Annotated in this window: 22 protein-coding genes; 12 read left to right on the top strand and 10 right to left on the bottom strand. The window is 33.5% G+C overall.

Going from position 1 to position 24,075, the window contains the following annotated elements:
- Window positions 1-78 precede the first annotated feature (78 nt).
- A complete protein-coding gene (locus A8L32_RS00505) occupies window positions 79-2,316 on the top strand; it encodes a peptidase U32 family protein (RefSeq protein WP_075589743.1) in 2,238 nt (745 codons plus the stop codon).
- Here A8L32_RS00505 and A8L32_RS00500 read toward each other — a convergent pair.
- The 3 genes from A8L32_RS00500 to A8L32_RS00490 are packed head-to-tail and all read right to left on the bottom strand — an operon-like array spanning window position 2,313 to window position 4,196.
- Complete coding sequence (locus A8L32_RS00500; RefSeq protein WP_075589742.1) at window positions 2,313-2,498, bottom strand: hypothetical protein; 186 nt, start codon at window positions 2,496-2,498, stop codon at window positions 2,313-2,315. The two genes, A8L32_RS00505 and A8L32_RS00500, sit on opposite strands and share 4 nt — an antisense overlap.
- Window positions 2,499-2,526: 28 nt before the next feature.
- Window positions 2,527-3,270 carry a L,D-transpeptidase family protein gene (locus tag A8L32_RS00495; protein WP_075589741.1) on the bottom strand — a complete coding sequence of 248 codons (744 nt, stop codon included), beginning with the start codon at window positions 3,268-3,270 and terminating at the stop codon, window positions 2,527-2,529.
- Complete coding sequence (locus A8L32_RS00490) at window positions 3,267-4,196, bottom strand: alpha/beta hydrolase (protein WP_075589740.1); 930 nt, start codon at window positions 4,194-4,196, stop codon at window positions 3,267-3,269. The genes A8L32_RS00495 and A8L32_RS00490 overlap by 4 nt, the downstream gene beginning before the upstream one ends.
- Before the next feature lie 167 nt (window positions 4,197-4,363).
- On the opposite strand from A8L32_RS00490, the gene A8L32_RS00485 reads away from it, so the two are divergent.
- From A8L32_RS00485 to A8L32_RS00465, 5 genes are all read left to right on the top strand, one after another.
- Window positions 4,364-6,562, top strand: a complete 2,199-nt coding sequence (locus tag A8L32_RS00485) for a tetratricopeptide repeat protein (RefSeq protein ID WP_075589739.1) — start codon at window positions 4,364-4,366, stop codon at window positions 6,560-6,562.
- 7 nt (window positions 6,563-6,569) lie between these two features.
- The gene (locus A8L32_RS00480) at window positions 6,570-6,953 is read left to right on the top strand and encodes a DUF3859 domain-containing protein (RefSeq protein ID WP_075589738.1); all 384 of its coding nucleotides are present in this window, start codon (window positions 6,570-6,572) and stop codon (window positions 6,951-6,953) included.
- A gap of 516 nt (window positions 6,954-7,469) precedes the next feature.
- The gene (locus A8L32_RS00475; protein ID WP_083631117.1) at window positions 7,470-9,278 is read left to right on the top strand and encodes an alpha-amylase family glycosyl hydrolase; all 1,809 of its coding nucleotides are present in this window, start codon (window positions 7,470-7,472) and stop codon (window positions 9,276-9,278) included.
- Window positions 9,279-9,323: 45 nt separating this feature from the next.
- Window positions 9,324-9,971, top strand: coding sequence for an isoprenoid biosynthesis glyoxalase ElbB (gene elbB / locus A8L32_RS00470; RefSeq protein ID WP_075589736.1), 648 nt, complete (start codon window positions 9,324-9,326; stop codon window positions 9,969-9,971).
- A gap of 397 nt (window positions 9,972-10,368) precedes the next feature.
- Window positions 10,369-11,115, top strand: a complete 747-nt coding sequence (locus A8L32_RS00465) for a LytR/AlgR family response regulator transcription factor (RefSeq protein WP_075589735.1) — start codon at window positions 10,369-10,371, stop codon at window positions 11,113-11,115.
- Window position 11,116: 1 nt separating this feature from the next.
- Here the strand turns inward: A8L32_RS00465 and A8L32_RS00460 are convergent, their stop codons facing one another.
- Both A8L32_RS00460 and ychF read right to left on the bottom strand, forming a co-directional pair.
- Window positions 11,117-11,719 carry a DUF4294 domain-containing protein gene (locus tag A8L32_RS00460; RefSeq protein ID WP_075589734.1) on the bottom strand — a complete coding sequence of 201 codons (603 nt, stop codon included), beginning with the start codon at window positions 11,717-11,719 and terminating at the stop codon, window positions 11,117-11,119.
- Between the two features lie 135 nt (window positions 11,720-11,854).
- Window positions 11,855-12,955: a redox-regulated ATPase YchF gene (gene ychF, locus A8L32_RS00455; RefSeq protein ID WP_075589733.1), complete on the bottom strand. Its 1,101-nt coding sequence runs from the start codon at window positions 12,953-12,955 to the stop codon at window positions 11,855-11,857.
- Window positions 12,956-13,229: 274 nt separating this feature from the next.
- Between ychF and A8L32_RS00450 the strand changes: the two genes are divergently transcribed.
- The 3 genes from A8L32_RS00450 (at window position 13,230) to A8L32_RS00440 (ending at window position 14,824) form a co-directional block, all read left to right on the top strand.
- Window positions 13,230-13,790 (top strand): RNA polymerase sigma factor, encoded by a 561-nt coding sequence (locus A8L32_RS00450; protein ID WP_075589732.1) that lies wholly within the window; start codon window positions 13,230-13,232, stop codon window positions 13,788-13,790.
- A gap of 115 nt (window positions 13,791-13,905) precedes the next feature.
- Window positions 13,906-14,334 carry a hypothetical protein gene (locus A8L32_RS00445; protein WP_075589731.1) on the top strand — a complete coding sequence of 143 codons (429 nt, stop codon included), beginning with the start codon at window positions 13,906-13,908 and terminating at the stop codon, window positions 14,332-14,334.
- Window positions 14,335-14,344: 10 nt separating this feature from the next.
- Window positions 14,345-14,824 carry a hypothetical protein gene (locus tag A8L32_RS00440; protein WP_143524969.1) on the top strand — a complete coding sequence of 160 codons (480 nt, stop codon included), beginning with the start codon at window positions 14,345-14,347 and terminating at the stop codon, window positions 14,822-14,824.
- Window positions 14,825-14,875: 51 nt separating this feature from the next.
- On the opposite strand, the gene hutH is transcribed toward A8L32_RS00440, so the two are convergent.
- Both hutH and hisS read right to left on the bottom strand, forming a co-directional pair.
- A complete protein-coding gene (gene hutH, locus A8L32_RS00435; protein ID WP_075589729.1) occupies window positions 14,876-16,381 on the bottom strand; it encodes a histidine ammonia-lyase in 1,506 nt (501 codons plus the stop codon).
- Window positions 16,382-16,553: 172 nt separating this feature from the next.
- Window positions 16,554-17,915 carry a histidine--tRNA ligase gene (hisS, locus tag A8L32_RS00430; RefSeq protein WP_075589728.1) on the bottom strand — a complete coding sequence of 454 codons (1,362 nt, stop codon included), beginning with the start codon at window positions 17,913-17,915 and terminating at the stop codon, window positions 16,554-16,556.
- Window positions 17,916-18,097: 182 nt separating this feature from the next.
- On the opposite strand from hisS, the gene A8L32_RS00425 reads away from it, so the two are divergent.
- Window positions 18,098-18,271, top strand: a complete 174-nt coding sequence (locus tag A8L32_RS00425; RefSeq protein WP_075589727.1) for a PLDc N-terminal domain-containing protein — start codon at window positions 18,098-18,100, stop codon at window positions 18,269-18,271.
- 49 nt (window positions 18,272-18,320) lie between these two features.
- Here the strand turns inward: A8L32_RS00425 and A8L32_RS00420 are convergent, their stop codons facing one another.
- Window positions 18,321-18,791, bottom strand: coding sequence for a WbuC family cupin fold metalloprotein (locus tag A8L32_RS00420; RefSeq protein WP_075589943.1), 471 nt, complete (start codon window positions 18,789-18,791; stop codon window positions 18,321-18,323).
- 266 nt (window positions 18,792-19,057) lie between these two features.
- Between A8L32_RS00420 and A8L32_RS00415 the strand changes: the two genes are divergently transcribed.
- Both A8L32_RS00415 and A8L32_RS00410 read left to right on the top strand, forming a co-directional pair.
- Window positions 19,058-20,191, top strand: a complete 1,134-nt coding sequence (locus A8L32_RS00415; protein ID WP_143524968.1) for an adenylate/guanylate cyclase domain-containing protein — start codon at window positions 19,058-19,060, stop codon at window positions 20,189-20,191.
- A gap of 12 nt (window positions 20,192-20,203) precedes the next feature.
- Window positions 20,204-21,310, top strand: a complete 1,107-nt coding sequence (locus A8L32_RS00410) for an adenylate/guanylate cyclase domain-containing response regulator (protein ID WP_075589725.1) — start codon at window positions 20,204-20,206, stop codon at window positions 21,308-21,310.
- A gap of 43 nt (window positions 21,311-21,353) precedes the next feature.
- On the opposite strand, the gene ettA is transcribed toward A8L32_RS00410, so the two are convergent.
- Window positions 21,354-23,039, bottom strand: coding sequence for an energy-dependent translational throttle protein EttA (ettA, locus tag A8L32_RS00405; RefSeq protein WP_075589724.1), 1,686 nt, complete (start codon window positions 23,037-23,039; stop codon window positions 21,354-21,356).
- Window positions 23,040-23,166: 127 nt separating this feature from the next.
- On the bottom strand, window positions 23,167-24,015 hold the full coding sequence (locus tag A8L32_RS00400; RefSeq protein ID WP_075589723.1) for a hypothetical protein: 849 nt from the start codon (window positions 24,013-24,015) through the stop codon (window positions 23,167-23,169).
- Window positions 24,016-24,075 lie beyond the last annotated feature (60 nt).

The following is a 24,075-nucleotide window of genomic DNA, read 5'->3' as shown; positions in this document are numbered from 1 at the left end:
CATATTTTAGCGATGCTGAATGAAAAAGCATGCGTATTAACCTTTTTGTTGTGATAACAATTAATCTACCTTTGCCTTGTGGATAAGAAAATTGAGTTATTGGCTCCTGGAGGAGATTTGGATAGTATTAAAGCTGCAATATTAGCTGGAGCGGACGCTGTTTATTGTGGATTAAATAAGTTTAACGCACGCAACAGGGCTTCCAACATTGGTTTTGAAGAATTAGTTGGCGTTATTCATTTAGCCCACCAGCACCATTGCGAAGTATTTCTTACCCTAAATATCCTTATCCTGGAAAGTGAAATTCCGAACCTCATCACCTTGCTTAACAAGCTTGTAAACACCTCTATTGATGGTGTAATCATTCAGGACTTAGGTTTATTCTACATACTTACAAATTACTTTCCAACACTTCGAGTTCACGCTTCTACACAACTTACCACGCATAACGAGGGGCAGATAAAAGCATTGAGTAAATTAAAGGCAGAACGTGTTAATCTATCGCGGGAGCTTAATTTATCTGAAATAAAACATCTAACGTCGGTTGGCCAACAACACCAAGTTTCTACCGAGGTATTTGTGCATGGTTCTAATTGCATTTCGTTTTCTGGCCAATGTTATATGAGTTCGGTATATGGTGGACAATCGGGCAATAGAGGTCGATGCAGTCAGCCTTGTAGAGATAAATTTGAGCCCACCCGCATGGGAAAAACCTATCCTTTAAATATGAAGGATAATGCTGCTTATTTGGATGTTAATAGTTTAATTGACGCTGGTGTTTATTCTTTAAAAGTTGAAGGTAGAATTAAAAAACATGACTATATACACACCGTAATTAGCACTTATAAAGAACAGATTAATAGCTATTTAAAAAATAAAGATTTACTAAACGATAAAGAGAAATTATATACCGTATTTAACAGGGATTTTTCAAACGGATATTTGCATTCAGGCATTTCCAATTCCATGTTTATCGACAACCCTAGAGACAATACCCTTTTGCGAGTTCAGAAAATACATAGCGATGTTTCGGATGCAGAAAGGCAGCATGCCGAGCGAGAACTTCTTAGGCACAAAGAGGAGTTGAAAGCTATTGTTGAGGCGCGAATTAATGCAATTTCAATAGAAAAGTTAGACTTAAAACTCTACGTATCTGGGACGGAAGGCCAGCCCTTGAAAATTACGGCAAAAACTCCCACCGACACTTATATACTTGAATCGAAACTTAAACTACGAGTTAATAAAACGGAAGCTTTAAACTACGATTCCATATATAAAAGATTAAAAGCACTCAACGAAACTAACTATACAATTTCTGATATTGATTTAAGTGAACTCTCAGAGCAAGTCTTTTTGCCATTTAAAGAACTTACTACTTTAAAAAACGACTTATTTTATTTGCTAAACGAGCAGGCTTTTGTTGCACCTATTAAACTTCCTAAGTTAAAACACGAAGTTTCACATAAGAAAGAAACGGCATTATCTATTATTATTTCTTCGATAGATGACAAAGATTTAAGCACCAAGGCTAGTTCTACTTTTTACAAAATGCCTAGTGATTTAACTAGTCAGGAGAAACGCTTGGAAGAGTTTTTCTTAAAACACAGAAATATCACTCCTTGGTTTCCAAGTATATTAATTGGAAATGAGTTTGCACAGGCAGTTTCATTTCTTAAAAAAGTTCAACCAACGCGTATAGTTACAGATAATTTGGGGATAGCCATGGAGGCATTTAAGCAAGATATAAATTGGATTGCTGGGCCTCAATTAAACTTAACAAACTCATACAGTATTCTATGTTTAAAAGAGGAGTTTAATTGCTCAGGAGCTTTTATTTCTGATGAATTAAATAAGCAACAGATGCTGGGTATTAAAGCGCCAAAAGATTTTGAATTACATTATCAAATCTATCACCCCATTGTGCTAATGACTACAAGACAATGCTTATTTCAGCAAACAACTGGTTGCTATAAACCACAAGTGGATGAGCATTGCATAAACGACTGCGTAAAGCAAACAAGTATTACTAAAGAAAATGGAAGCTCTTTTATCATAGACAAAAACAAGGGAAGTCATCACTACGTTTATGCTTCTCATAATTGCCTAAATACAGATATCATAACTGATTTCCCCAACAAATTTGACTCTTTCTGTACTGATTTTAGTCAGATTAAAACAGCTACTGATTTAGGAAATAATAAACATGAAATAATTGAGCAGTTTAATGGCTTAATCAAGGATTCATCCGAATCAAGTAATAGCATTCAAGAATCTATTAAGCCTACAATAAATGCTAATTACAATAAAGGAATTTAGCTATTTTTCAGATTGTATTTAATTCTCAACTCCTGTTTACTGCTTTCATCTAAATCATTAAAATAAGCTTTCCAACCAGGACAAAAGTTAATATGCCATCTCCAAAATCGTCCTACTAAGGACTTTGGTTTAGAATCGAATTTTGACCTCATACTACAATTGTCGCAATTATGTTCTTTCATGTGTTTATAGTTTTATTCAGTATTCACTTTATAGTACCATGTGCCTTCCATTCACTAAAAACTGAATACTAGGTAACTTCTTTGATTCATTAAACTTATCGTAAGCTTGCTTTAAATCTTCCCATAAATCTAATTTAGACTTATCCGAAGCATATTTATCTTTTAAAACATTCATATTGTTATCACCTAATCGTGCAGGAAAAATACTAACCGGAATTTTCACTTGTCCATTATTTTTAGCTTCAATACAAAACAAATATAATTCTTGAATCTGCGCATCAGTTATTGGCATACAACCAATAGTAACACATGCTCCATGAATACAAATATTACCGCCTAACTTTCCTTTTACGCCTAATATTCTATCCGACTTGTTGGGGTAGTTTACACGCATAGATAAATGAAAATTACTTGCAGGATTAAAAGCATCAATATGATAAAAACCTTCCGGAATCTGCATGTCGCCTTGTTGTCGTTTAGGGCCAAGAAGGCCACAAGTTTTACAGATATCGTAAATCTTTAAAATTTTAAAAGTGCTATCTTTTTTGGCTTTCCCCCACAGCTCTAATTCCTTACTGTGCTTAAAAACACGTATGTAAATTTCAAGCTCATCCACTTTTATTGATGTAGCTTCTAATATTTGATTTACACTTGCTCCTTTTTCCTCGTAAGCCTTTCTAACTCTCGGGTATCTCTTTTGCTCTGCTTTAAACCCATCTGAAACGAAAGACATCAAGATCAAACATGCGAGCACTACAACTACCTTTTTCATAGTGCTGTATGATAAGATGACACTTTTTTCATCGATACACTATCCGCGAAATCAATAACCTGTTGAAAATATCTTTCCCCTCCTACTTGCCATACATTACCATGATTAGCATTTGGCACTTCCACAAAACTCTTCTCTGTACTTGCCAAGTTCTTAAAATTCTTTTTTCCGTATTTAATATCAATATTACTGTCTACGGTTCCATGCACCATCATCACAGCTTGGCTTATATTCTTTACTGCTTCTGATGGAACCACCTCTTTCCCATTAAAATCGCCTATTATTTCGGCCCACCAAATGGCATAATTATTCAATATTGGGACATTGAAGCCAACTGTTCCCGCCGAATATTCATGAACAACTGTTTTAAAATCAGCAAAAGTGCTCTCTATAATTCCAAATTTAATTCGCTTATCGATAGACATCGCCTGCAACGAAACGGCTGCACCTAGAGAATTACCCCATATTCCAATATGATGGCTTACATTATTCATTTTCATTAAAGAATCCACTAATATGCTCATGTCATATTTTTCATGATAGCCAAATGTAGTATACTTTCCTTCGCTCTGGCCATGTGCTCGTAAATCAACCAATACCGAATTGTATCCATGTTTTGATAACAATTTGCTTACTGGCAAATAATGTTCTTTTCCTGAACGAATACCATGTACTAATATTACTGTTCCTTTTTGCTGTTCTATTTCTGTTTGCACCAAAATAGCAGAAAGCTTTAACCCGTCTTTTGAAGTATAAACAACTTTTTTATCTTTTAATCCATAAACTAACGGTTTGTGCACGTGCTTAGCTCTATGCGTATTATTATTAATCTGAATAATTAAACGTCCTGCTATATTTCCAAACACTAAAACGGCTGCCACAATGAGTGTAGAGATAGAAACAAGTATTTTATATTTAGTCTTCATTTTACCTTTTAAATAATAATGCTGGTTAAATTTAATAAAACATTTTATTGAATTATTCTAACAAACAAAAAGTATCACTTAAAAAGTAATATATTGGAGCTTGTGTTTTTCGCCATATACATAATATTAATAACTTTGCTAATTCGAATTTACATACCACTTGAGCAATGAGTATATCAAATATAAAGTCAAAACAAACTGAGGTAGAGCTAGCTTTAAGCGAGAAAAGAATTAAAGATGCTTTAACCATTTTAGGTGCACTTATAAAAGACCAGCACATTGGTGATTTCATTGATGAGCATTATAATATCGAATTCACTTACAAAAGCATGCTTAAGTATACCGTTCAAGGAGTTAGCGACCCAGAACGCCAGAAAGTATACGACAATATATTAACCTCGTGTTACCATTTATCTGATAAATTATTCTCAGAAATTAACAGTAAACAATCAAATGGTCTCTTTTACGAAACCAAACGAAATATTGGTGTTACTCAGAGTTTAAAACAAAACATCGATAATTTATTTGGTGAAATAGCTCAAAAGCAAATTACAGAACAAACTGGGCTTACTAGTAATAATCAACAAGAAGCCCTAAAAATCTTATTTAATAAACTTTGGGTTAGCAATTCAATTTCTAAAGAAGAATGCATTCTTATTAAAGATTTAATCCATGATGAAACTTTGCATTATAGTTACAAATGCATTTTTGTTTCGGCATTAAGTATTGGTACGCTAAAAGAGTTTTGTTTAGAGAAAGTACTTTTGCTATTTGACTTTTTGGCAATAGACTATAAGGAAATAAAACAAAGAGTAATTACCAGTTTATTACTGGTTTTATTTAAATATGACAAGCGCTTAAAATTGTATCCTGAAATTACTTCTCGCTTAAGCATCATGCAAGAAGATGAGAAATTAATTTCTAATATTTTAACCATAGCTATTCAATTAATCAGAACTCGAGAAACGGAAAAGATTTCGAAAAAGTTGATGGATGAGATTATTCCTGAAGTTGTAAAAATGCAACCTAACCTTCGAGACAAATTAGATTTGGATAATATGTTAGGCGAGAAATTTAACGAAGGCGAAAACCCAGAATGGGAAGACTTCTTTAAAGATTCACCTGAGTTAATGAGTAAATTGGAAGAATTGACAGAACTGCAAATGGAAGGCGCAGATGTTTTTCTAAATACATTTAAGATGCTAAAGCATTTTAGTTTTTTCAATACGATGCACAATTGGCTGATGCCCTTTCATCTAGATAATGAAGAATTAAAGGAAACATTAAAGGATGAAACACATATCTTTTCATCTAAAGAAATTCAAGACAGTTTAGCCAATTCCGGTTTCTTGTGTAACTCTGACAAGTACTCTCTTTTTCTTAGTGTTCCTCACATGCCTCAGTTTCAAAAAGACATGATGGGAACTATGTTTAAACAACAACTGGAGCAAATGGATGAGATTGAAAAGGATGAAAAAATGTTGTCATCCAACAAAGAAAATTCGATGATATCTAATAGGTATATTCAGGATTTGTATCGTTTTTACAAAGTACATCCTCAGCATAGTCAGTTTGAAGATATCTTTTCGTGGAGGATGGATTTCTATAACAAATGGTTTTTTCAAACTCTAGTTACCGATAATGATAAAACACGTCAAATTGCTGAATTCTTTTTTAAGAAGGAATATTTTCAAGAAGCGTCTGAATGCTTTGGAAGTATTGATTCTGCAGAATCTAATAACCTTGAAATAACGCAAAAACTTGGGTATTGTTATCAACAGCTTAAGCAACACAAAAAGGCTTTAAATGCCTATTTAAAGGCTGACATTTTAAAACCAGAGCAACTGTGGACAACAAAGAAAATAGCCTTAACATACAAACAACTTAAGAATCCTGATAAAGCACTTGAATATTATCAGGTTGCAGAAAGAATTAATCCTGAAGATTTACATACGCAGGCCTCCATTGGTCATTGCTTTTTAGACCTTAAGGATTACGATGAGGCTTTAAAGTATTATTTTAAAGTAGAATATCTCGATCAGTCCAACACAAAAGTATGGCGACCAATCGCATGGTGCTCCTTGGTCAATGGCAAGTTTGATCAGGCGGAAAAGTATTACCAAAAACTACTTATTTCAGAAACAGGAACACACGACCTAATAAATATTGGTCATGTATTTTGGTGTAAGGATAATCGATTAGAAGCATTGAAGTTTTACGCTAAGGCCATTTCTCAGTTACCTAAAGGGTTTACTGAGTTTTATGAGACTTTTGAAGAAGACATGCCCGTACTTTTATCAAATGGAATTCAGCAAACGGATATTCCAATCATACTAGACCAATTAAAATATCAACTGGAAGAATAAATTACAAATGGCAAAAAAGAAAATAGACTCTGAATTATATAGTTATGGAATTTACAGTCGTTGGGAACGCGGCTCAAAAGACCTCCCTAAGCTTCAAAAAATAACTACGGAGATACCATGCGAGTTAGATGTTGAATTCGGATATGTGGTACGCATAAAAGGAGCCAAGGGTAAACGTATACAATTTGAAATATACCACCCAGCTTTTCCTGATGAAGATGGTAACCCAGCACCTCCGTTTACAGGAGAGTACTTTGTTAACTCTAACAATTACGAATTCTTTTTAGGAGATACCATATGGGAACCCATTCACAATAAAAAAGGTGAATGGAAGTTGACCACTTGGCTTGACGGGAAAATACTATTTCAAAAATCCCTATATGTAAAGTAAATATAAACTGCTAGTTTAATACTACCGTTATTAAGAAAAAAGTAAAGCCTAATAATGCAATTACTAATAATACCTCAATTACAAAGAACCAAAATATCTTTCTCTTCAACCTTACGGTATTATCCTCCGTCTTTCTAAACATGTCCTTAAATTTTAGTTTCATAAAACCCGAAAATTACTCTCAAATAAAAAATAGAAAACCAGCCCCTTATCAAATTACGTTAAATACAACACTGTTTTTCTACCTGAATGTCACCACTATTTTTGCCCTTTTAGTGACCTTCATATCTTAAAACTATTAAAAAAAGGTTCATCACACAAGTTAAAAAACCTTAATAGTACGCATGAGTACTAATTTTGAACTAAATGTACACCCTTTTGAAACATGCGTTATAAAATAACCCCTATTAGGTATTATTTTACACCTCATGACTATTACTCAACAAAAAACCCCTTTTTGGAGAATTGCATATTTATGGATAATTTTGAGTATTATCGCAGATATAAATTGGCAGCATGAAAAGATTAATTTCATTTAACATATTACTTGTAGTATTTTTTCTATTTACATCTATGAATGTCTTTGGGAAAAATGTAGTAAAAGATTATTTTCCAAAAAATTGGTGGACAGGAATGAAGTATAATAACATCCTTGTTTCAATTGAAGGAACAGCCATTTCATCCTCTAATATTCAGATTTCTCACTCCAGTGTAAAATTAAATAAAGTCATTCTTACAAAGGTTCCTAGTTTAGTATTTCTTGATTTAGAAATCTTAGCCAATGCAACGCCAGGCGTTGTTCCAATAAACATTTATCAGTCAGGACGATTACAACAAAGCATAAATTTTACATTAACCGCAAAAAACAAAAACTTTAATACCGAAAAATTAAGTTCGTCAGATGCAATATACCAAGTTGTAATAGATCGATTTATTAATGGAGATTCTGAAAATGATCAACCTGAAGGATATTTTGAGAAACCAGATAACGCTAGCATTTCAGGTATACATGGAGGTGATTTAGTAGGGATTACTAGCAAACTCGATTATATTAAAGAGATGGGTTTTACAGCCGTAGAGCTTTCTCCTATATACGAAAGCAATCAGTTTTCACACTCCTATTATCGTAATGAGATAACCAATCATTACAAACTAGATAAACGTTTTGGCTCCTTTGCCGATCTTAATATTTTTAGGCAAAATTGTAAAGCTAGTAACATTAAGTACATTCAAAACCTAGTACTACACGAGTCTAGTTACATTCATCATATTTTTGGTAAATCAATCATAAAGGGCTGGGTGATTCCTATGGAGCTAAACATAGATTACTCAGACAAAAACCATTACCTATCTGATCCATATAACGATCAGGACTTAATTCCGTATCAATATTATAAGGACAACATCACCACGAGCCAATTAATTAATCAAGACGCTCCTATCTCAAAACAATATTTAATACAAAACACGATTTGGTGGATTGAAAAATGTATGCCTGATGCTATTAAAATTTGCGAAACACACCTAAATAAAACTCATTTTATAGCTGAATTACTAAAGGAGATTAACACTAACTTTCCAAGCCTACAAATAGTAACGGATCTTAATACGAAAGACCAAGATAGATTAGCAAATTATAGTAAACATATTCCTTCTGATCTTTCTGTTTTTAATTATGATTATCCTATTCATCATACACTTCGAAATTCATTCTCAGAATATATTTCAGCAGAAGAAGGGGTAAATTTACTTTTAGAAAACTTAAGTAGAGACTTTAATTACAAGCAACCTGAGAACCAAGTTGTATTTATTGATAACTCCATATCTTCAAGAGCCTATAACATAGCTGATAAAGATCCTGGAATTGTTCAGATGTTATACACCTATATTTTAACAAATAGGGGAATTCCGTCAATTTTATATGGTAGTGAATACTTATTACAAGGTTCAAACCAAAGAGGGGTAGATTATGTTAGAGGTGCTTTTCCTGACAAAAGTAATATGAGCTCTAATGTTTTAAAAACACACAAGTATATCTCAGACGTACTGAATTGGAGATTAAACAAAACCGTTCTACAAAGGGGTAATACAAAACACTATAACCCCAAGAATGGTATTTATGCCGTTTTAAGATACAATAGCAATTCCGATATTCTTATCGTATACAACAATAACACCAGTCACCAAAAAATAGATTTAACTAGCATTAGTAACGTAAGCAATAAATACAGTAAGGCTATCAACCCTATTTCAAAAATTAGTTATACAAATTTAAGTAATGTTTTACTCGACCCAAAGTCTGCCATTATATTAGAGTTTGAGTAAAATTATCTGTTTCAACATTTTTTTTCAACACATACTTTTAATATCATGAAAAATATAGCTGTAATATTATCTGGTTGTGGCGTCTTTGATGGGGCTGAAATTCATGAAGCCACCTTAACTCTATTAGCCATTGCAAAGCATAACTGCAAGTACATATGTTTTGCTCCAGATATGAACCAGCATCACGTTATCAATCATATAAATGGTGATGAAGTTAAGCAAACAAGAAACGTACTTGAGGAATCTGCTCGAATAGCTAGAGGTGATATCTACCCTACTTCGACCTTGCAGATAGATGACTTTGATGCATTGATATTACCAGGTGGTTTCGGTGCAGCAAAAAACCTTTCAGACTTTGCATTCAACGGAGAAAACTGCGTGGTTAATTCCGAAATTGCAGAAATCATTAAACAGTTCCATTCCAAACAAAAACCTATTGGAGCAATGTGTATTTCGCCTGTTATATTAGCTAATGTTTTAAGAAATGTAAACGTATCCATTGGATCGGATAAAGCAACGTCTGAAGCCATTGAAATAATGGGTGCTATTCATACATCATCTAATCATGGAGAAGTAATAGTGGATGCTGATAATAAAATAGTAACAACCCCATGCTACATGTTAGATGCTAGTATTATTGATATTGAGACTGGAACAAATAAGCTAGTGACAGAACTATTGAAAATGATATAAAAAAAGGCTTCTACGTTTAGAAGCCTTTCTTTTGGTTTGGTAATACTTTTCTTTGGAAAACAATAAGTATTTAATGAACTATAAGTAAGAGTGCAACTGTTGCAACAATTACACATTGAACAAACAGAATAAAATTTGGGAATTCTATTTTATTAATGCCAAACCATGATCGATAATTTAATGTAATTTTACTCATAACTTAAGTGTTAGGTTACTTTTACAAAGTTGGATTATTTTAATTGAAAATAAAACTCTTTCGTTATCCACTTAGTGAAGACAATACTTTTTTAAACGAAATACCCCCTTTTATAAATAAAAGTTTTCTTTACAGTATTATATTTTTTGCTTAAGTTTACGCTATAGAAATACCAAATACCATAGATTTTATTCCGTATATATGCTAAAAGCAATAATTATAGATGATGAAGTTTCTGCAAGACAAAGCATTGAAAAGATTCTTCAAATGTATCTACATGATGTTATTGAGGTAGTTGCTTCTGGTGATAATTTAACTGATGGTATATCTTTTATAAAGAAACACGATCCTGACATAGTTTTTCTGGACATTTCTATGCCACATCAATCTGGCCTCGACTTATTCAACTATTTAGATACTGTTAATTTTGATGTTATTTTTATTACAGCGCACCAACAATATGCTGTTGATGCTGTTGGTCTAGGTGCTTCTGGATATCTACTGAAGCCTATTAAACCTAAAGACATTGTTGATGCTGTTTTAAAAATTAATCTTAAAAAGAACTCATCGAATAATAACAATATTAATCAAAATACCGATGTTGCTTATAACACCTGCAAATTACTAGTTAACCACCAAAAAGGGGTTCATATTGTATCATACAATCAAATAAAAGCTATTGTTGCTGATGGTAACTATTGCAAAATATACAAGACTACAGGCGATCCATTATATGTTTCAAGAACAATAGGAAGTATTGAAGAAAATTTACCTAAGAATCATTTTTTCAGAACACACCGATCTAGTATTGTAAATCTTAATTTCATCACGGAAATAGATAAAGAGAAAAACCTTATTTTGCTTTCTAACATCGAAATCCCTTTAGCATCAGCTAACTTAAAGCCTTTAATAGAGGAGCTATCAAAATTGGCTAATAATTTTATTTAATCTATAACATACCATAGTCAATCATTAATATGATGTGCTCAATCATGGCATCATCGCCTCCTCCATCATATTCCGACTTTAAATTAGAACCAAAAAGTCGAGCCACTGACTGCCACATAAATGCGGAGAAACCACCTTTAAGATCCTTTATAAGCTCATAGCTGGTATCACCCGTTTCTCTATCAATCAGTTTTATAAGCATTCTACCTTGAGAGTAGGTCAACTTTCGTAATGGTTTTTCAAATTCCTCAAACAATTCTTTTTCCGCATCCTTTAAAAAGACTTTCCGATTCTTTTCTCCCTCTATATTTTCTAATTCCAATGCAATCTCTTTTAGCCTCTTCTCTGCCAATCGAGCATATGGTAAGGTCTTTTTTATATTAATAACTAACTTACTATATCTGCGTTGCTGACGATTATTTTTAAACTTCCATGGTTGTACAACCTTCACTTCATCAATGTTTACATGAGGTAGCGTATCACCTTCCACTAACTTCTTTTCTACATAATTCACCCCTGGATTTATCGATTCTCTCGATTGCCCCCTTACTATCCAGCTCGTAGATAGCACCAACACTAGTATGAAAAAATATTTATAAATCATTTATACAACTGCGACTTATACAGAACGAAATTAATACGTACTGGTTGCATATGCAAGAACAAAAATTATCACATAGATAAAAAAAGCCGATCTATTAAAAACAGATCGGCTTAAATATAGAATTAGTATATATTCTTAAACATTAAATCTGAAATGCATGATATCTCCATCCTGAACAATGTATTCTTTCCCTTCAATATTCATTTTACCAGCTTCTTTACAAGCTACTTCAGTTTTTAAATTAACGTAGTCGTCATATTTAATAACCTCTGCACGAATAAAACCTTTTTCGAAATCGGTATGAATTACCCCAGCAGCCTGCGGCGCAGTAGCTCCTTTATGATAGGTCCATGCTCTTACCTCTTTTTCTCCTGCAGTAAAGTAAGTCTCTAAATTTAACAACTTGTAAGCTGAGCGAATTAATTTAGCTACTCCTGATTCATTCAATCCAATATCCTCTAAAAATTCCTGACGTTCTTCAAACGATTCTAACTCAGCAATATCAGCTTCTGTCTGAGCAGCAATTATTAATACTTCAGCATTTTCATCAGCAACAACTGCCTTTACAGCTTCTACATGATTGTTTCCATCAATAACAGATGCCTCATCCACATTACAAACGTATAAAATAGGCTTATTTGTTAACAACCATAATTCTTTCGCTACCTTTTCTTGCGATTCAGATAACTCAACAGAACGAGCAGATTTACCTTCTTCTAAGGCTGCTTTATATAAATGAAGTACCTCAACCAGCTTTTTCATATCAGGATCGTTAGAAGCTCTAGCTGCTTTCTCAGATTTTTGTAATCTGGCATCAACCGTTTCAAGATCTTTTAGCTGCAACTCAAGGTCAATCACCTCTTTATCTCTAACAGGATTTACCGATCCATCAACGTGCGTAATATTATCATCTTCGAAACAACGAAGCACATGAATAATTGCATCGGTTTCTCTAATATTAGAAAGAAATTTATTTCCTAAACCCTCACCTTTACTGGCTCCTTTAACTAAACCCGCAATATCTACGATTTCAACCGTTGCAGGTAAAACTCGCTGAGGATTTACCAATTCCTCTAATTTTATTAATCTATCATCTGGCACTGTTATAACACCAACATTGGGCTCAATAGTACAGAAAGGAAAGTTAGCCGATTGGGCCTTTGCGTTTGATAAACAATTAAATAAGGTTGATTTACCAACATTGGGTAAACCTACGATTCCACATTGTAATGCCATTTTTATATTTATTTCAGTGTCACTAGATTATCAAAAAGTGGTGCAAAAGTACATCAATTTTTTGGTTGGTAAAAATACAAACTCATAATCTGCCTCTATAAGTTTGAACAACATAGTCATATAATCATTTCTTTAAAACACCCTCACACCTATACTCCTCATTTACAACCAACAAAAGCACATTCAACACATCTCACCAAAATATTTTAATTAAAAGATTAAACCTTTTTATACAATCTTCGTCAAATGGTACGATGGTTATTGAAATGTATTAATGGTCGATCAGGAACTTACAGATATAGAAATAATTGAACTATTTAATTCCGAAGGCAAACAACAGGATGCTTTTAGGTTGATAATGTCCAGATATAAGGAACGCTTATATTGGCACATTAGAAAAATTGTAGTTACACATGATGATGCTGATGACGCACTTCAGAATTGTTTTATTAAAATCTGGCAAAACCTTGGAGGCTTCCAAGGTAACTCAGCTTTGTACACTTGGCTTTATCGTATTGCAACCAACGAAGCTCTAACTTTACTAAAGAAGAAGAAAAAGGTAAGTCAATACTCCATTAATGATGAAGACAACAACCATGGAGATGCCCTAAAAAGCGATCCATATTTCGATGGAAACGACTTACAACTTAAGTTACAACAAGCTATTGCCACATTACCAGATAAGCAACGTATTATTTTTAACTTGAAGTATTTTGAAGAAATGAAATATCAGGAAATATCTGAAATAACAGATACTTCTATAGGCTCCTTAAAAGCTTCTTATCATCATGCAACAAAAAAAATTGAAGCCTTTTTAAAGGAAAATATAGAATAATGTAAAATAATATCAGCTCAGCATTAAACCTTTTGTATTTTTGAGCATCAAACAACTAACAAGCGATACTAATAAATCTGAATCCATCAATTAATTATTAGTAACAATAAATGAGATGAAAGAAGAGAATAACATATTAAACAGCATAAAGAAGCAGGCACCCTCGGCGGGTTTTAAGGTACCTGACAATTACTTCGATTCGTTTGAAGATAAAATGATGGATAAAATTATTGCCGAAGAAAAAAGTACGCCTAAGAAAAGTATTCTTATCATGATGAAACCATGGCTTTCGTTGGCTGCGATGATGATATTTATTGCCATGGCTTATTACAGCATACCATATTTTACGGCAAAGAATACTAATTTAGCTTATAATACAGAAGAAGTATCCTTAGATTTTTTAGCTTCGAGACTAAATGAAACAGATATAATTGATTTTATAGTAGAAGAGGATAATTCACCTATATTTGAAGAATTAGAAACCAACCAAAATATATTAGAAGGATTGAGCATTGAAGATGTAGAAAGCCTTGTAATTTTTTAATTTAGCGATGATGAATAAGTTTTTTATAACACTCATATTTTTAATCGCTAGTTTTTCTGTGATGGGACAAATCTCAAAACAAGAAAAATTAGAACGAATTAAAGCTCAAAAAGTAGCATTTATTACCAATAGACTTGAATTAAGCTCTGCCGAAGCACAAGAATTCTGGCCAGTATACAATGAGTTTTTTAGGAAAAAAGAAAAGCTTAATAACGACAAAAAGGCAGCTTCACGAGAGCTATATCAGAACTGGAAAAGCTATTCTGAAGATGAGAAAACGCAATTATTAGATGAATTAATTGCATTTAGACTAAAGGAAGCTACTCTTGGACAAGAATATCACACAAAACTAAAAGAAGTATTATCTATTGATAAACTGATGAAACTGTACAATGTAGAAAATCAGTTTAAAACATTTCTTTTAAAACAAATTAAAGGGCAAGGTTCTAGAGACATCAACCCTTCGAACAGAAACTTTCAACGAAAGTAAAACAACCATATACTAAGAAGCCCCAAGGACTGGAATCATTGGGGCTTTTTTTTATGAATTAAACTCATCAAACTGACCACTCTGTAGAAATTCAACCGCGGCTTCCATTTCTTTATACATGATGATATCCTCAGTAACAAAAGGAACGGATTTTCTAAACTCAGCCAAAAAAGATTCAAGATAAGTTGATGTTTTTAAAGGCCTTCTAAATTCAATGGCCTGAGCCGCATTATATAATTCAATAGCTATAACTCGTTCTACATTGATGGCAATTTTTAATGCCTTAGTAGCAGCGTTACCCCCCATACTTACATGATCCTCTTGCTCGTTGGAAGAAGGTATAGAATCTACAGATGAAGGTGTGGCCATTTGTTTATTTAAACTTACTATAGAGGCTGCTGCATATTGCGGTATCATAAAGCCGGAATTTAAGCCTGGATTAGCAACCAAAAATTCTGGAAGGCCTCTTTCTCCCGAGATTAATCGGTAGGTACGTCTTTCTGAAATACTACCTATCTCTGCCATGGCAATACTCAGAAAGTCCATAGCTAATGCCAATGGTTCACCATGAAAATTACCTCCAGATAAAATCATTTCTTCATCTGGAAAAACAATGGGATTATCTGTAACTGAATTTATTTCCGTATAAACTACTCCTGCCACATAGTTTATTGCATCTTTTATTGCACCGTGCACTTGGGGAACACACCTAAATGAATAAGGGTCCTGAACTTGCTTATTCTCTTGACTTATTATTTCACTTCCTTTTAATAAGGAACATATATTACGAGCAGTCTCAATTTGTCCTGCATGCGGTCGTATAGTATGCAATTGTTCTTTAAACGGATCCAACCTTCCGTTAAAAGCATCTATAGATAAAGCGGCAATAACATCTGCATATTTCGATAGCTGAAACGCTTTTAACAAAGTATAAATAGCATGAGAACTCATAAACTGCGTTCCATTTAATAGAGCTAGTCCTTCTTTTGCTTCCAACTTAATTGGGTGCCAACCTTCTTGTTTAAGCATGCTCTGTGCAGATACTTTTTTACCTTTATAATAAACCTCTCCAAAACCAATTAAAGGCAAAAATAAATGGGCTAATGGAGCCAAATCGCCAGAAGCTCCCAGTGAACCTTGTTCTAATACAATAGGGTAAATATCGTTATTATAGAAATCGAGCAAGCGTTGAACAGTTAGTACCTGCACTCCAGATTTCCCTTGGCTTAGGGCATGAGCTTTTAAAAGCAACATCAACTTAACCACTTGCTTAGGCACTTCTTTTCCTGCCCCACAAGCATGGCTCTTTAATAGATTCTCCTGTAACTTACTTAAATCTTCTTTTGAGATAGAACGATTATGTAACGCTCCAAAACCTGTATTAATTCCATATACGGGTCCATCATGCTGCACTAAATAGTTATCCAAATAATCTTTACAACGCTGTATAAGTTGTGTAGCCTCTTCTGATAATTTAACCTTAATATCTTGACTTAATAAGTCATCAAGCTTTTCGAATGTTAATGGTGCTGGAGATATATAATGTATTTGTTCCATTTTATGATTTTCTGAGTTTAACAATAGTGCAAATCAAAAAATAGAACTCAAGGGAAGCGAATGTCACCTCCAAAGGACAGTATGTTTATTTCGTTATTTTTAAAAACTCTACCCATAAAAAAGCACGAGCTAATACATGATTAACTCGTGCAAACTAGATAAAATCTTTCTTTTAGCCGATGATATTAATCAGCTCATCTACGGTAACTAATTGCTGTTCCCCCGTAGTCATATTTTTTAAGGTAAGTTTACCTTGATTCATTTCATCTTCACCTGCCATTGCCACAAATAAAATTTCTTTTTTATTGGCGTAAGTCATTTGCTTTTTCATCTTAGCATTATCAGGATAAAGCTCAGCTTTAATACCTGCTTGACGAATCTGTTTTAACGCTTTTAAAGAATACAACGCTTCTTTTTCGCCAAAGTTGATAAATAGAAGCTGCGTAGAAGCAATAGATTCCTTAGGATATAAATTCAACTGATTCATCACATCATAAATACGATCCGCCCCAAACGAAATACCAACTCCAGATACATTCTTTAAACCAAAAATACCTGTTAAATCATCATATCTTCCTCCACCAGTAATACTTCCAATTTGAACATCCAGCGCTTTAACTTCAAAAATAGCACCTGTATAGTAGTTCAAACCTCTGGCTAAGGTTAAATCCAACTCCACCTCTGTTTCAACTTCTAAACTATTTAAATATGAAAAAACTGTTTCCATTTCCTCAACACCTTTCATTCCTATTTCTGAAGGTGCTAATACAGTTTTTAACGTATTGATTTTTTCCTCCGTTGTACCTGATAAATTAATAATAGGCTGAAGTTTATCTACAGCTTCCTGAGGAATCCCTTTAGAGATAAGTTCTTCATTAACCTTATCCAATCCTATTTTATCCAGCTTATCAATAGCTACAGTGATGTCAATAATTTTATCCGCTTCCCCAATAATTTCGGCAATTCCTGTTAAAATCTTACGATTGTTCATTTTAACAAGCACATTTATATTCAGCGCCTTATAAACATCATCTACAATTTGAATCAATTCCACTTCGTTCATCAACGAATCTGACCCAACTACATCCACATCGCATTGATAAAACTCTCTGTAGCGTCCTTTTTGAGGTCTATCTGCACGCCATACAGGTTGTATCTGATATCGCTTAAAAGGAAATGATATTTCATTTTGATGTTGCACCACAAAGCGAGCAAAAGGAACGGTTAAATCGTAACGCAAGCCTTTCTCTGAAATTTGGGTGGTTGTTTTAACTGAGTTTTTATCTGCTAATAACTGCTCATCCGCTTTAGCTAAAAAATCGCCCGAATTAAGAATTTTAAAAAGCAACTTATCACCTTCCTCACCATACTTACCCATCAGCGTAGATAGGTTTTCCATAGCAGGCGTTTCAATGGGTTGATAACCATACTTTAAAAACACCGATTTAATGCTATCAAAAATATAATTACGCTTTGCCATTTCTACTGGTGAAAAATCACGAGTTCCTTTGGGTATAGAGGGTTTTTGAGCCATGCTTCTACTTTTTTTATAATTGAGGCGCAAAGTTATTCATTTATTTTAAACTTAATGAAAGCACCTACCACAATATTACAGTTCAACTTCTTCTTTCAAGGATAAATTCAATACCCGGCTCCTATTTAGTATTTTGAACAAATCATTGTATATTCAGGCATTATAAACTTAAATATTTAATTATGTCAAATTTAATTTACCTCGTTGCTTTAGCTGCCTTTGTTTGGCTTGTTTATGACGTTGTTACCAACCAAAAGAGTATGTCTACTGGAAAGAAAGTCTTATGGATTGTATTTGGATTTTTCTTTAGTATCATCGCTGCTATAGTATATTACCTTACAGTTAAACAAAAATAAACAGTATAAGAAAACATATCCGAGCCTTTCATTATGGATATGTTTTCGCTTAAAGATTTAACTCTTTTAACCAACGCTCTATAATTAAAGGTGCCTCCTCTGATCCTTCTTTGGGAGCCCATTTTGCAAAGTTTTTATCTTCAACCTGAATATACGGACCATCTTTTATTTCATAAACCACCGTTCCTTTTTCTAGTCCCGTTGCGGTGTGCCAGTCTCCTGCCGCAATCTCAACACCAAAAACTCCCTTTTCAGCATCCAATATTACATGTCGACTTATTTCACCCTTATCATTAAAAAAAAGAACCAAAAGTCTTCCTCTTAACACAATAAAAACCTCACGCTTATCTGGATTGGTATGTGTATGCGGGTGCACATATGTACCAGGTTCAAATGCATTTAACATTCTTTGAACGGGATCATCATCAACATCATGAAAATTAAAATTCTTTCTTTTTCTATCATTTTTCTGAGCATCACTAGTTAGCTCATCTAACTTTTCTAATTCAATTAGTTTCATTGTAACATTATAAATGTGATCGAAAACATGTACCTCATTAAACATTCTACTTAGATGTTTTTTCAACGCCAATTACCCATTTTAACAAGCAATAATTTCTTGTTGAAAAATTAATCCTATAAAAGCAGTTGCCTGTATATAAAATTGGAGTATTCGCCATTAAAACCAAACAGTATTCAGTAAAGCACAGTACAAATATACAAAATGGAAACAAGCTGATTACAATATCTTGTAAAGCGCAAGAAAAGCTATTTATTTGGGAAAGAATGAGCGCAGTAAAAATACTTATTATTGGAGACGACAAAATCAGTCAGCAAATTATAAAAGGTAGACTTTTAGAGTTTGATGAAAACTGGTTGATCATAACCAAATCATGCCATGATTCACAAATGGAACTGGATGCTTCTGTTTACAACTTAATATTAGTAGACTGCTTGTTCTCATCTCCTCAGTTAATTGACAAAATCAATCAGATAAAGGAATCTAATAAAAATTGGAACACCCCTATACTGATTAGTTTACAAGAAGCCGAAAACAATTCGATTAAAGAAATATTAGCCGCAGGAGCTTTAGACTTCATTCATAAACCTTTTAAAACCATTGAATTATTCGCCCGAGTTAGAACAGGCTTAACCCTTTCTAGTTCTATTCAAAAGTTAGATAAACAAGCGCATTTAATTAGCGAAGGTGAAAATAGGATTAGTGAAGTTTTATCTGGTTTATTACCTAAAGAAATAATAAATGAACTTACCTCAACAGGTGAGTCAAAACCCAAAAAATACAGAGACGCTTCTGTATTATTCATTGATTTAGTAGACTTTACCAAAAAATCCACCAAACTTTCTCCTAAAATACTAATTGATGAATTAACTAGCATTTTTTCATCCTTTGATGCCATCATAAAAAAACATCATTGTACAAGAATTAAAACAATGGGCGATGGATACCTAGCTGTATCTGGCATCCCTAATCCAAATAAGGATCATGCGCAGAACTTGATAAATGCAGCTATTGAGGTAAGAGACTTTTTAATTGAACGCAATCAAATAAACCCTGTAAAGTGGGATGCTAAAATTGGCATTAACTCGGGAGAGGTTATTGGAAGTGTACTTGGTACAAGTAACTTTTTGTTTGATGTATTTGGGGACACAGTTAATGTAGCTTCGAGAATGGAAAAAAACTGTGAGCCTAACCAAATAAATGTAGGTAAGAATACGTACTTAAAAACACGAAATTCTTTTAGATTTATTGAACGACTACCTAATGATATTAAAGGGGTGGGAGTTAAAAGCATGTACTATATAAAATCAAAAATAAAATCTAGCACATTATCTGATTATGAAACTATAAGTCAAAGTTTACAGGATAACTTTAGCTATCCATCAGAAATTGCTATTTAAAACAAATAAGAAATGAGCTCCACTCCATTGAAAATATTGCTGGTTGATGATATGGATATTATAATGGATATTATTATTTCGTACTTAGACACCATCGATCAAGACTTTCTTTATTTAAAAGCCTCAAATGGCCGAGATGCCTGCAAAATAGCTCAACAAGTTGCACCCGATTTAATCATAATGGATTGGGAAATGCCAAAAATGAACGGTATTGAAGCTTTGAAATTAATTAAGAAAAAGGACTCTATTAAAGATATCCCTGTTATTATATCCTCAGGATTTTCTGATGCCATTAATGTAAAAAAAGCGCTTGATGCTGGAGCTATTGACTACATCAAAAAACCTATTGATTCAACTGAACTGGTGGCCCGTGTTAAGTCAGTATTAGCATTAACCAAATCATTTAAAGAACTGCACAGAAAGCAAGAGGAACTTAAAAAAGAACAACAGAAAGTTGAAAACATTCTAAATGGTTTATTGCCCCCTAAAATTGTACAGGAGATAAAAGAAACCGGAACATCTAAACCCAAACGCTATAAATCAGCATCGGTCATGTTTACAGACTTAGTAGGTTTTACAAAAAAAACCTCAACCATGTCGCCCAAAAGGTTGATTAATGAGCTGAATGAAATCTTTTCTGCGTTTGATAAAATCATAAAGAAACATAACTGTACCAGAATAAAAACCATTGGTGATGCCTATTTAGCGGTATCAGGACTACCTGAAGAAAATCCTAATCATGCGGTAAACCTTATTCATGCAGCCATAGAGTTTAGACAGTTTATTTTTGAAAGAAATATGATAAACTCCATAAAATGGGAAATTACAACAGGTATAACTAGTGGCGAAATAGTAGGAAGTTTAATTGGTATAGATAATTACCTTTTTGACGTATTTGGAGAAAATGTAAATACTGCTTCTAGGATTCAAAGTCATTGTTCGCCGATGAATATTGCCGTTAGTAGTTCAACCTACGAACTTACAAACGATGGTTTTATTTATGAAGAGCAAGGAAAGGTAAGCTTAAAAGGAATGAATGAAATTGATATTTACCATGTCATGAATATATACTCAGACATAGAGTTATCAAATATATATTCAAATTTCGATTTGTATTAAATAAAAAATGGCTGCACCAAGGCAGCCATTCATTAATAATTACTTATTTCATTAGTTTTTTATATCTAATTCTTTTAGGAGTTACATCTCCTAGTCTACGCTTTTTATTCTCTTCATATTCACTAAAAGATCCTTCAAAGTAATATACACCAGAATCTCCTTCAAAGGCTAAAATATGCGTTGCCACACGATCTAAAAACCATCTATCGTGAGAAATAACTACTGCACAACCAGCAAAATCATCTAAACCTTCTTCTAGAGCACGTAGGGTGTTTACGTCAATATCATTGGTTGGCTCATCTAACAACAGTACATTAGCTTCTTCCTTTAGAGTCATGGCCAGATGCAAACGATTTCTTTCACCACCCGATAAAACACCACATTTCTTTTCTTGATCACCTCCTGCAAAATTAAACCTGCTAATAAAAGCCCTAGCATTCAACTCACGCCCGCCTACTTTTATAGTTTCCTGGCCATCCGCAATTACCTGGAAAATTGATTTCTCAGGGTCAATAGCTTCATGACTTTGGTCGACGTATGCAATTTTCACAGTCTCTCCCACCTCAAAGGTTCCTTTATCGACACCCTCTTTTTCCATAATCATCCTAAACAGAGTGGTTTTACCAGCACCATTAGGTCCAATTACGCCTACAATACCATTTTTAGGCAAAACAAACTCTAAATCGTCAAATAGCAAACGATCATCAAATCCTTTAGCTACTTGATGCGCTTCTATTACTTTATCTCCTAGTCGAGGACCATTAGGAATGAAAATCTCTAGCTTTTCTTCTTTTTGCTTTACATCCTCATCCATTAATTTATCATATGCCGATAAACGTGCTTTTGACTTAGCCTGTCTTGCTTTAGGAGCCATTTTAACCCATTCCAACTCTCGCTCTAATGTTTTTCTACGTTTTGAAGCAGACTTTTCTTCCTGCTGCATACGCTTGGTTTTTTGATCAAGCCAAGATGAGTAATTTCCTTTCCAAGGAATACCTTCACCTCTATCAAGTTCCAAAATCCAACCTGCTACATTATCCAAGAAGTAACGGTCATGGGTAATTGAGATCACTGTTCCTTTATATTGCTGCAAGTGCATTTCTAGCCATTGAACCGATTCTGCATCCAAGTGGTTGGTAGGCTCATCTAGTAATAACACATCTGGCTCTTTTAATAATAAACGACAAAGAGCAACTCTTCTTCTCTCTCCTCCAGATAAATACTTAACCAATTTATCCTCCTCAGGACAACGTAATGCATCCATGGCTCTTTCTAGCTTGGTATCAAGATTCCAAGCATCATATTGATCGATTTTTTCCTGTAGCGTTGTTTGCTCCTTCATTAAAGCATCCATTTTATCTGGATCTTCCAATACATCAGGATCTGCAAAACGCTCATTTACTTTATTGTATGCATTTAGCACATCAACCACCTCTTGCACTCCTTCTTCAACAACCTGTTTTACTGTTTTCTCTTCGTCTAATACAGGCTCCTGCTCTAGGTATCCTACAGAATAACCTTGGGATGAAACCACCTCGCCTTGAAAATTTTTATCTACACCAGCAATGATTTTCATTAAGGTAGATTTACCAGAACCATTTAAACCGATAATACCGATTTTAGCACCGTAAAAAAACGACAGGTAAATATTATTTAATATTTTTTTTTGAGGTGGCACAACTTTGCTTACCCCAACCATTGAAAAAATTATCTTTTTATCGTCAGACATAACTGCTTTAATATGTTGTTATTTATTTTTGATGCGCAAATTTATTATAAATTACGGTGTATAAAAAACAAGCACAAAAAAACCCTGCTAAAACTAATTAGCAGGGTTCGAAATATTTAGTTTAAATCTATTCTTTCCCCATGGCTTTAAAGTCTTTTTGTAAAAGACCATCTCTATTTTTCACACTCACCATATGCCAATCGAAATAATAAAACTGAGAATCGGCCGCACCAATTATAATCTTATAACATCTAGCTTTATACCTTGTTCCTTCAGGCCCTACCTTGTGCAAAAACACAACATCAGGATCCTTATCTTTTATCGCTTTCGCTATCTCTTCTTGCGTAACAATTTCTACAGTATACGGATAATATTTATGAATTTTTGCAATAGTATTCGCATCAGGTGCTAAATCCTCTTTAACAACGTATAGTTTTTTATTACTCAATCCTTTAATGTTTTTATTATAATACTTAAACATATTAGGACTAATCATTTTAGGATTTTGGTTGACAAGTTTTACATGATCTTGAATAAATCGAATAAAACCTTCCATCTTATATGCATAACTGTCGTCCTCAACTCGTAAATAGGAAAGAGGTATAGAACATAAATCAGGCATGTCGGTAATAGAATAAACGTCCTTACCCATTAACAAACTCACAAAAGTATACCTAGCTTTTGTTTTATCCTTATCAAAAGTAACCGTTGATGTTACAATAAATGAATAAGAAGGATCACGTCTCTTTTCATCAAACTCGGCATGTGATATTACCTCATACTCTGTTAATTCCCATATACGAGGCATCACTTTTTTAATCATAAAATTGAAATCGGACATGGGATTTTCATCTAATACGACATAGGTTTTCGTATTTAAAAAATCCTTATAATCCTGAGCTGATGGCAAACTTTTTTCAGCACTTACAGCTGTTACCATCATTAATAATAATAAATTTAAAACTACCTTTTTCATATTGTCAGTTGATTGTTATACTTAAATAATAAAGAACCATATATTACAGTCCTTAATTGA

Origin of the sequence: Labilibacter marinus, from assembly GCF_001659685.2 — a bacterium.
Lineage (GTDB): Bacteria > Bacteroidota > Bacteroidia > Bacteroidales > Marinilabiliaceae > Saccharicrinis > Saccharicrinis marinus.
The sequence above is the reverse complement of the archived record's forward strand: the minus strand, read 5'-3'. Positions and strand labels throughout refer to the sequence as shown.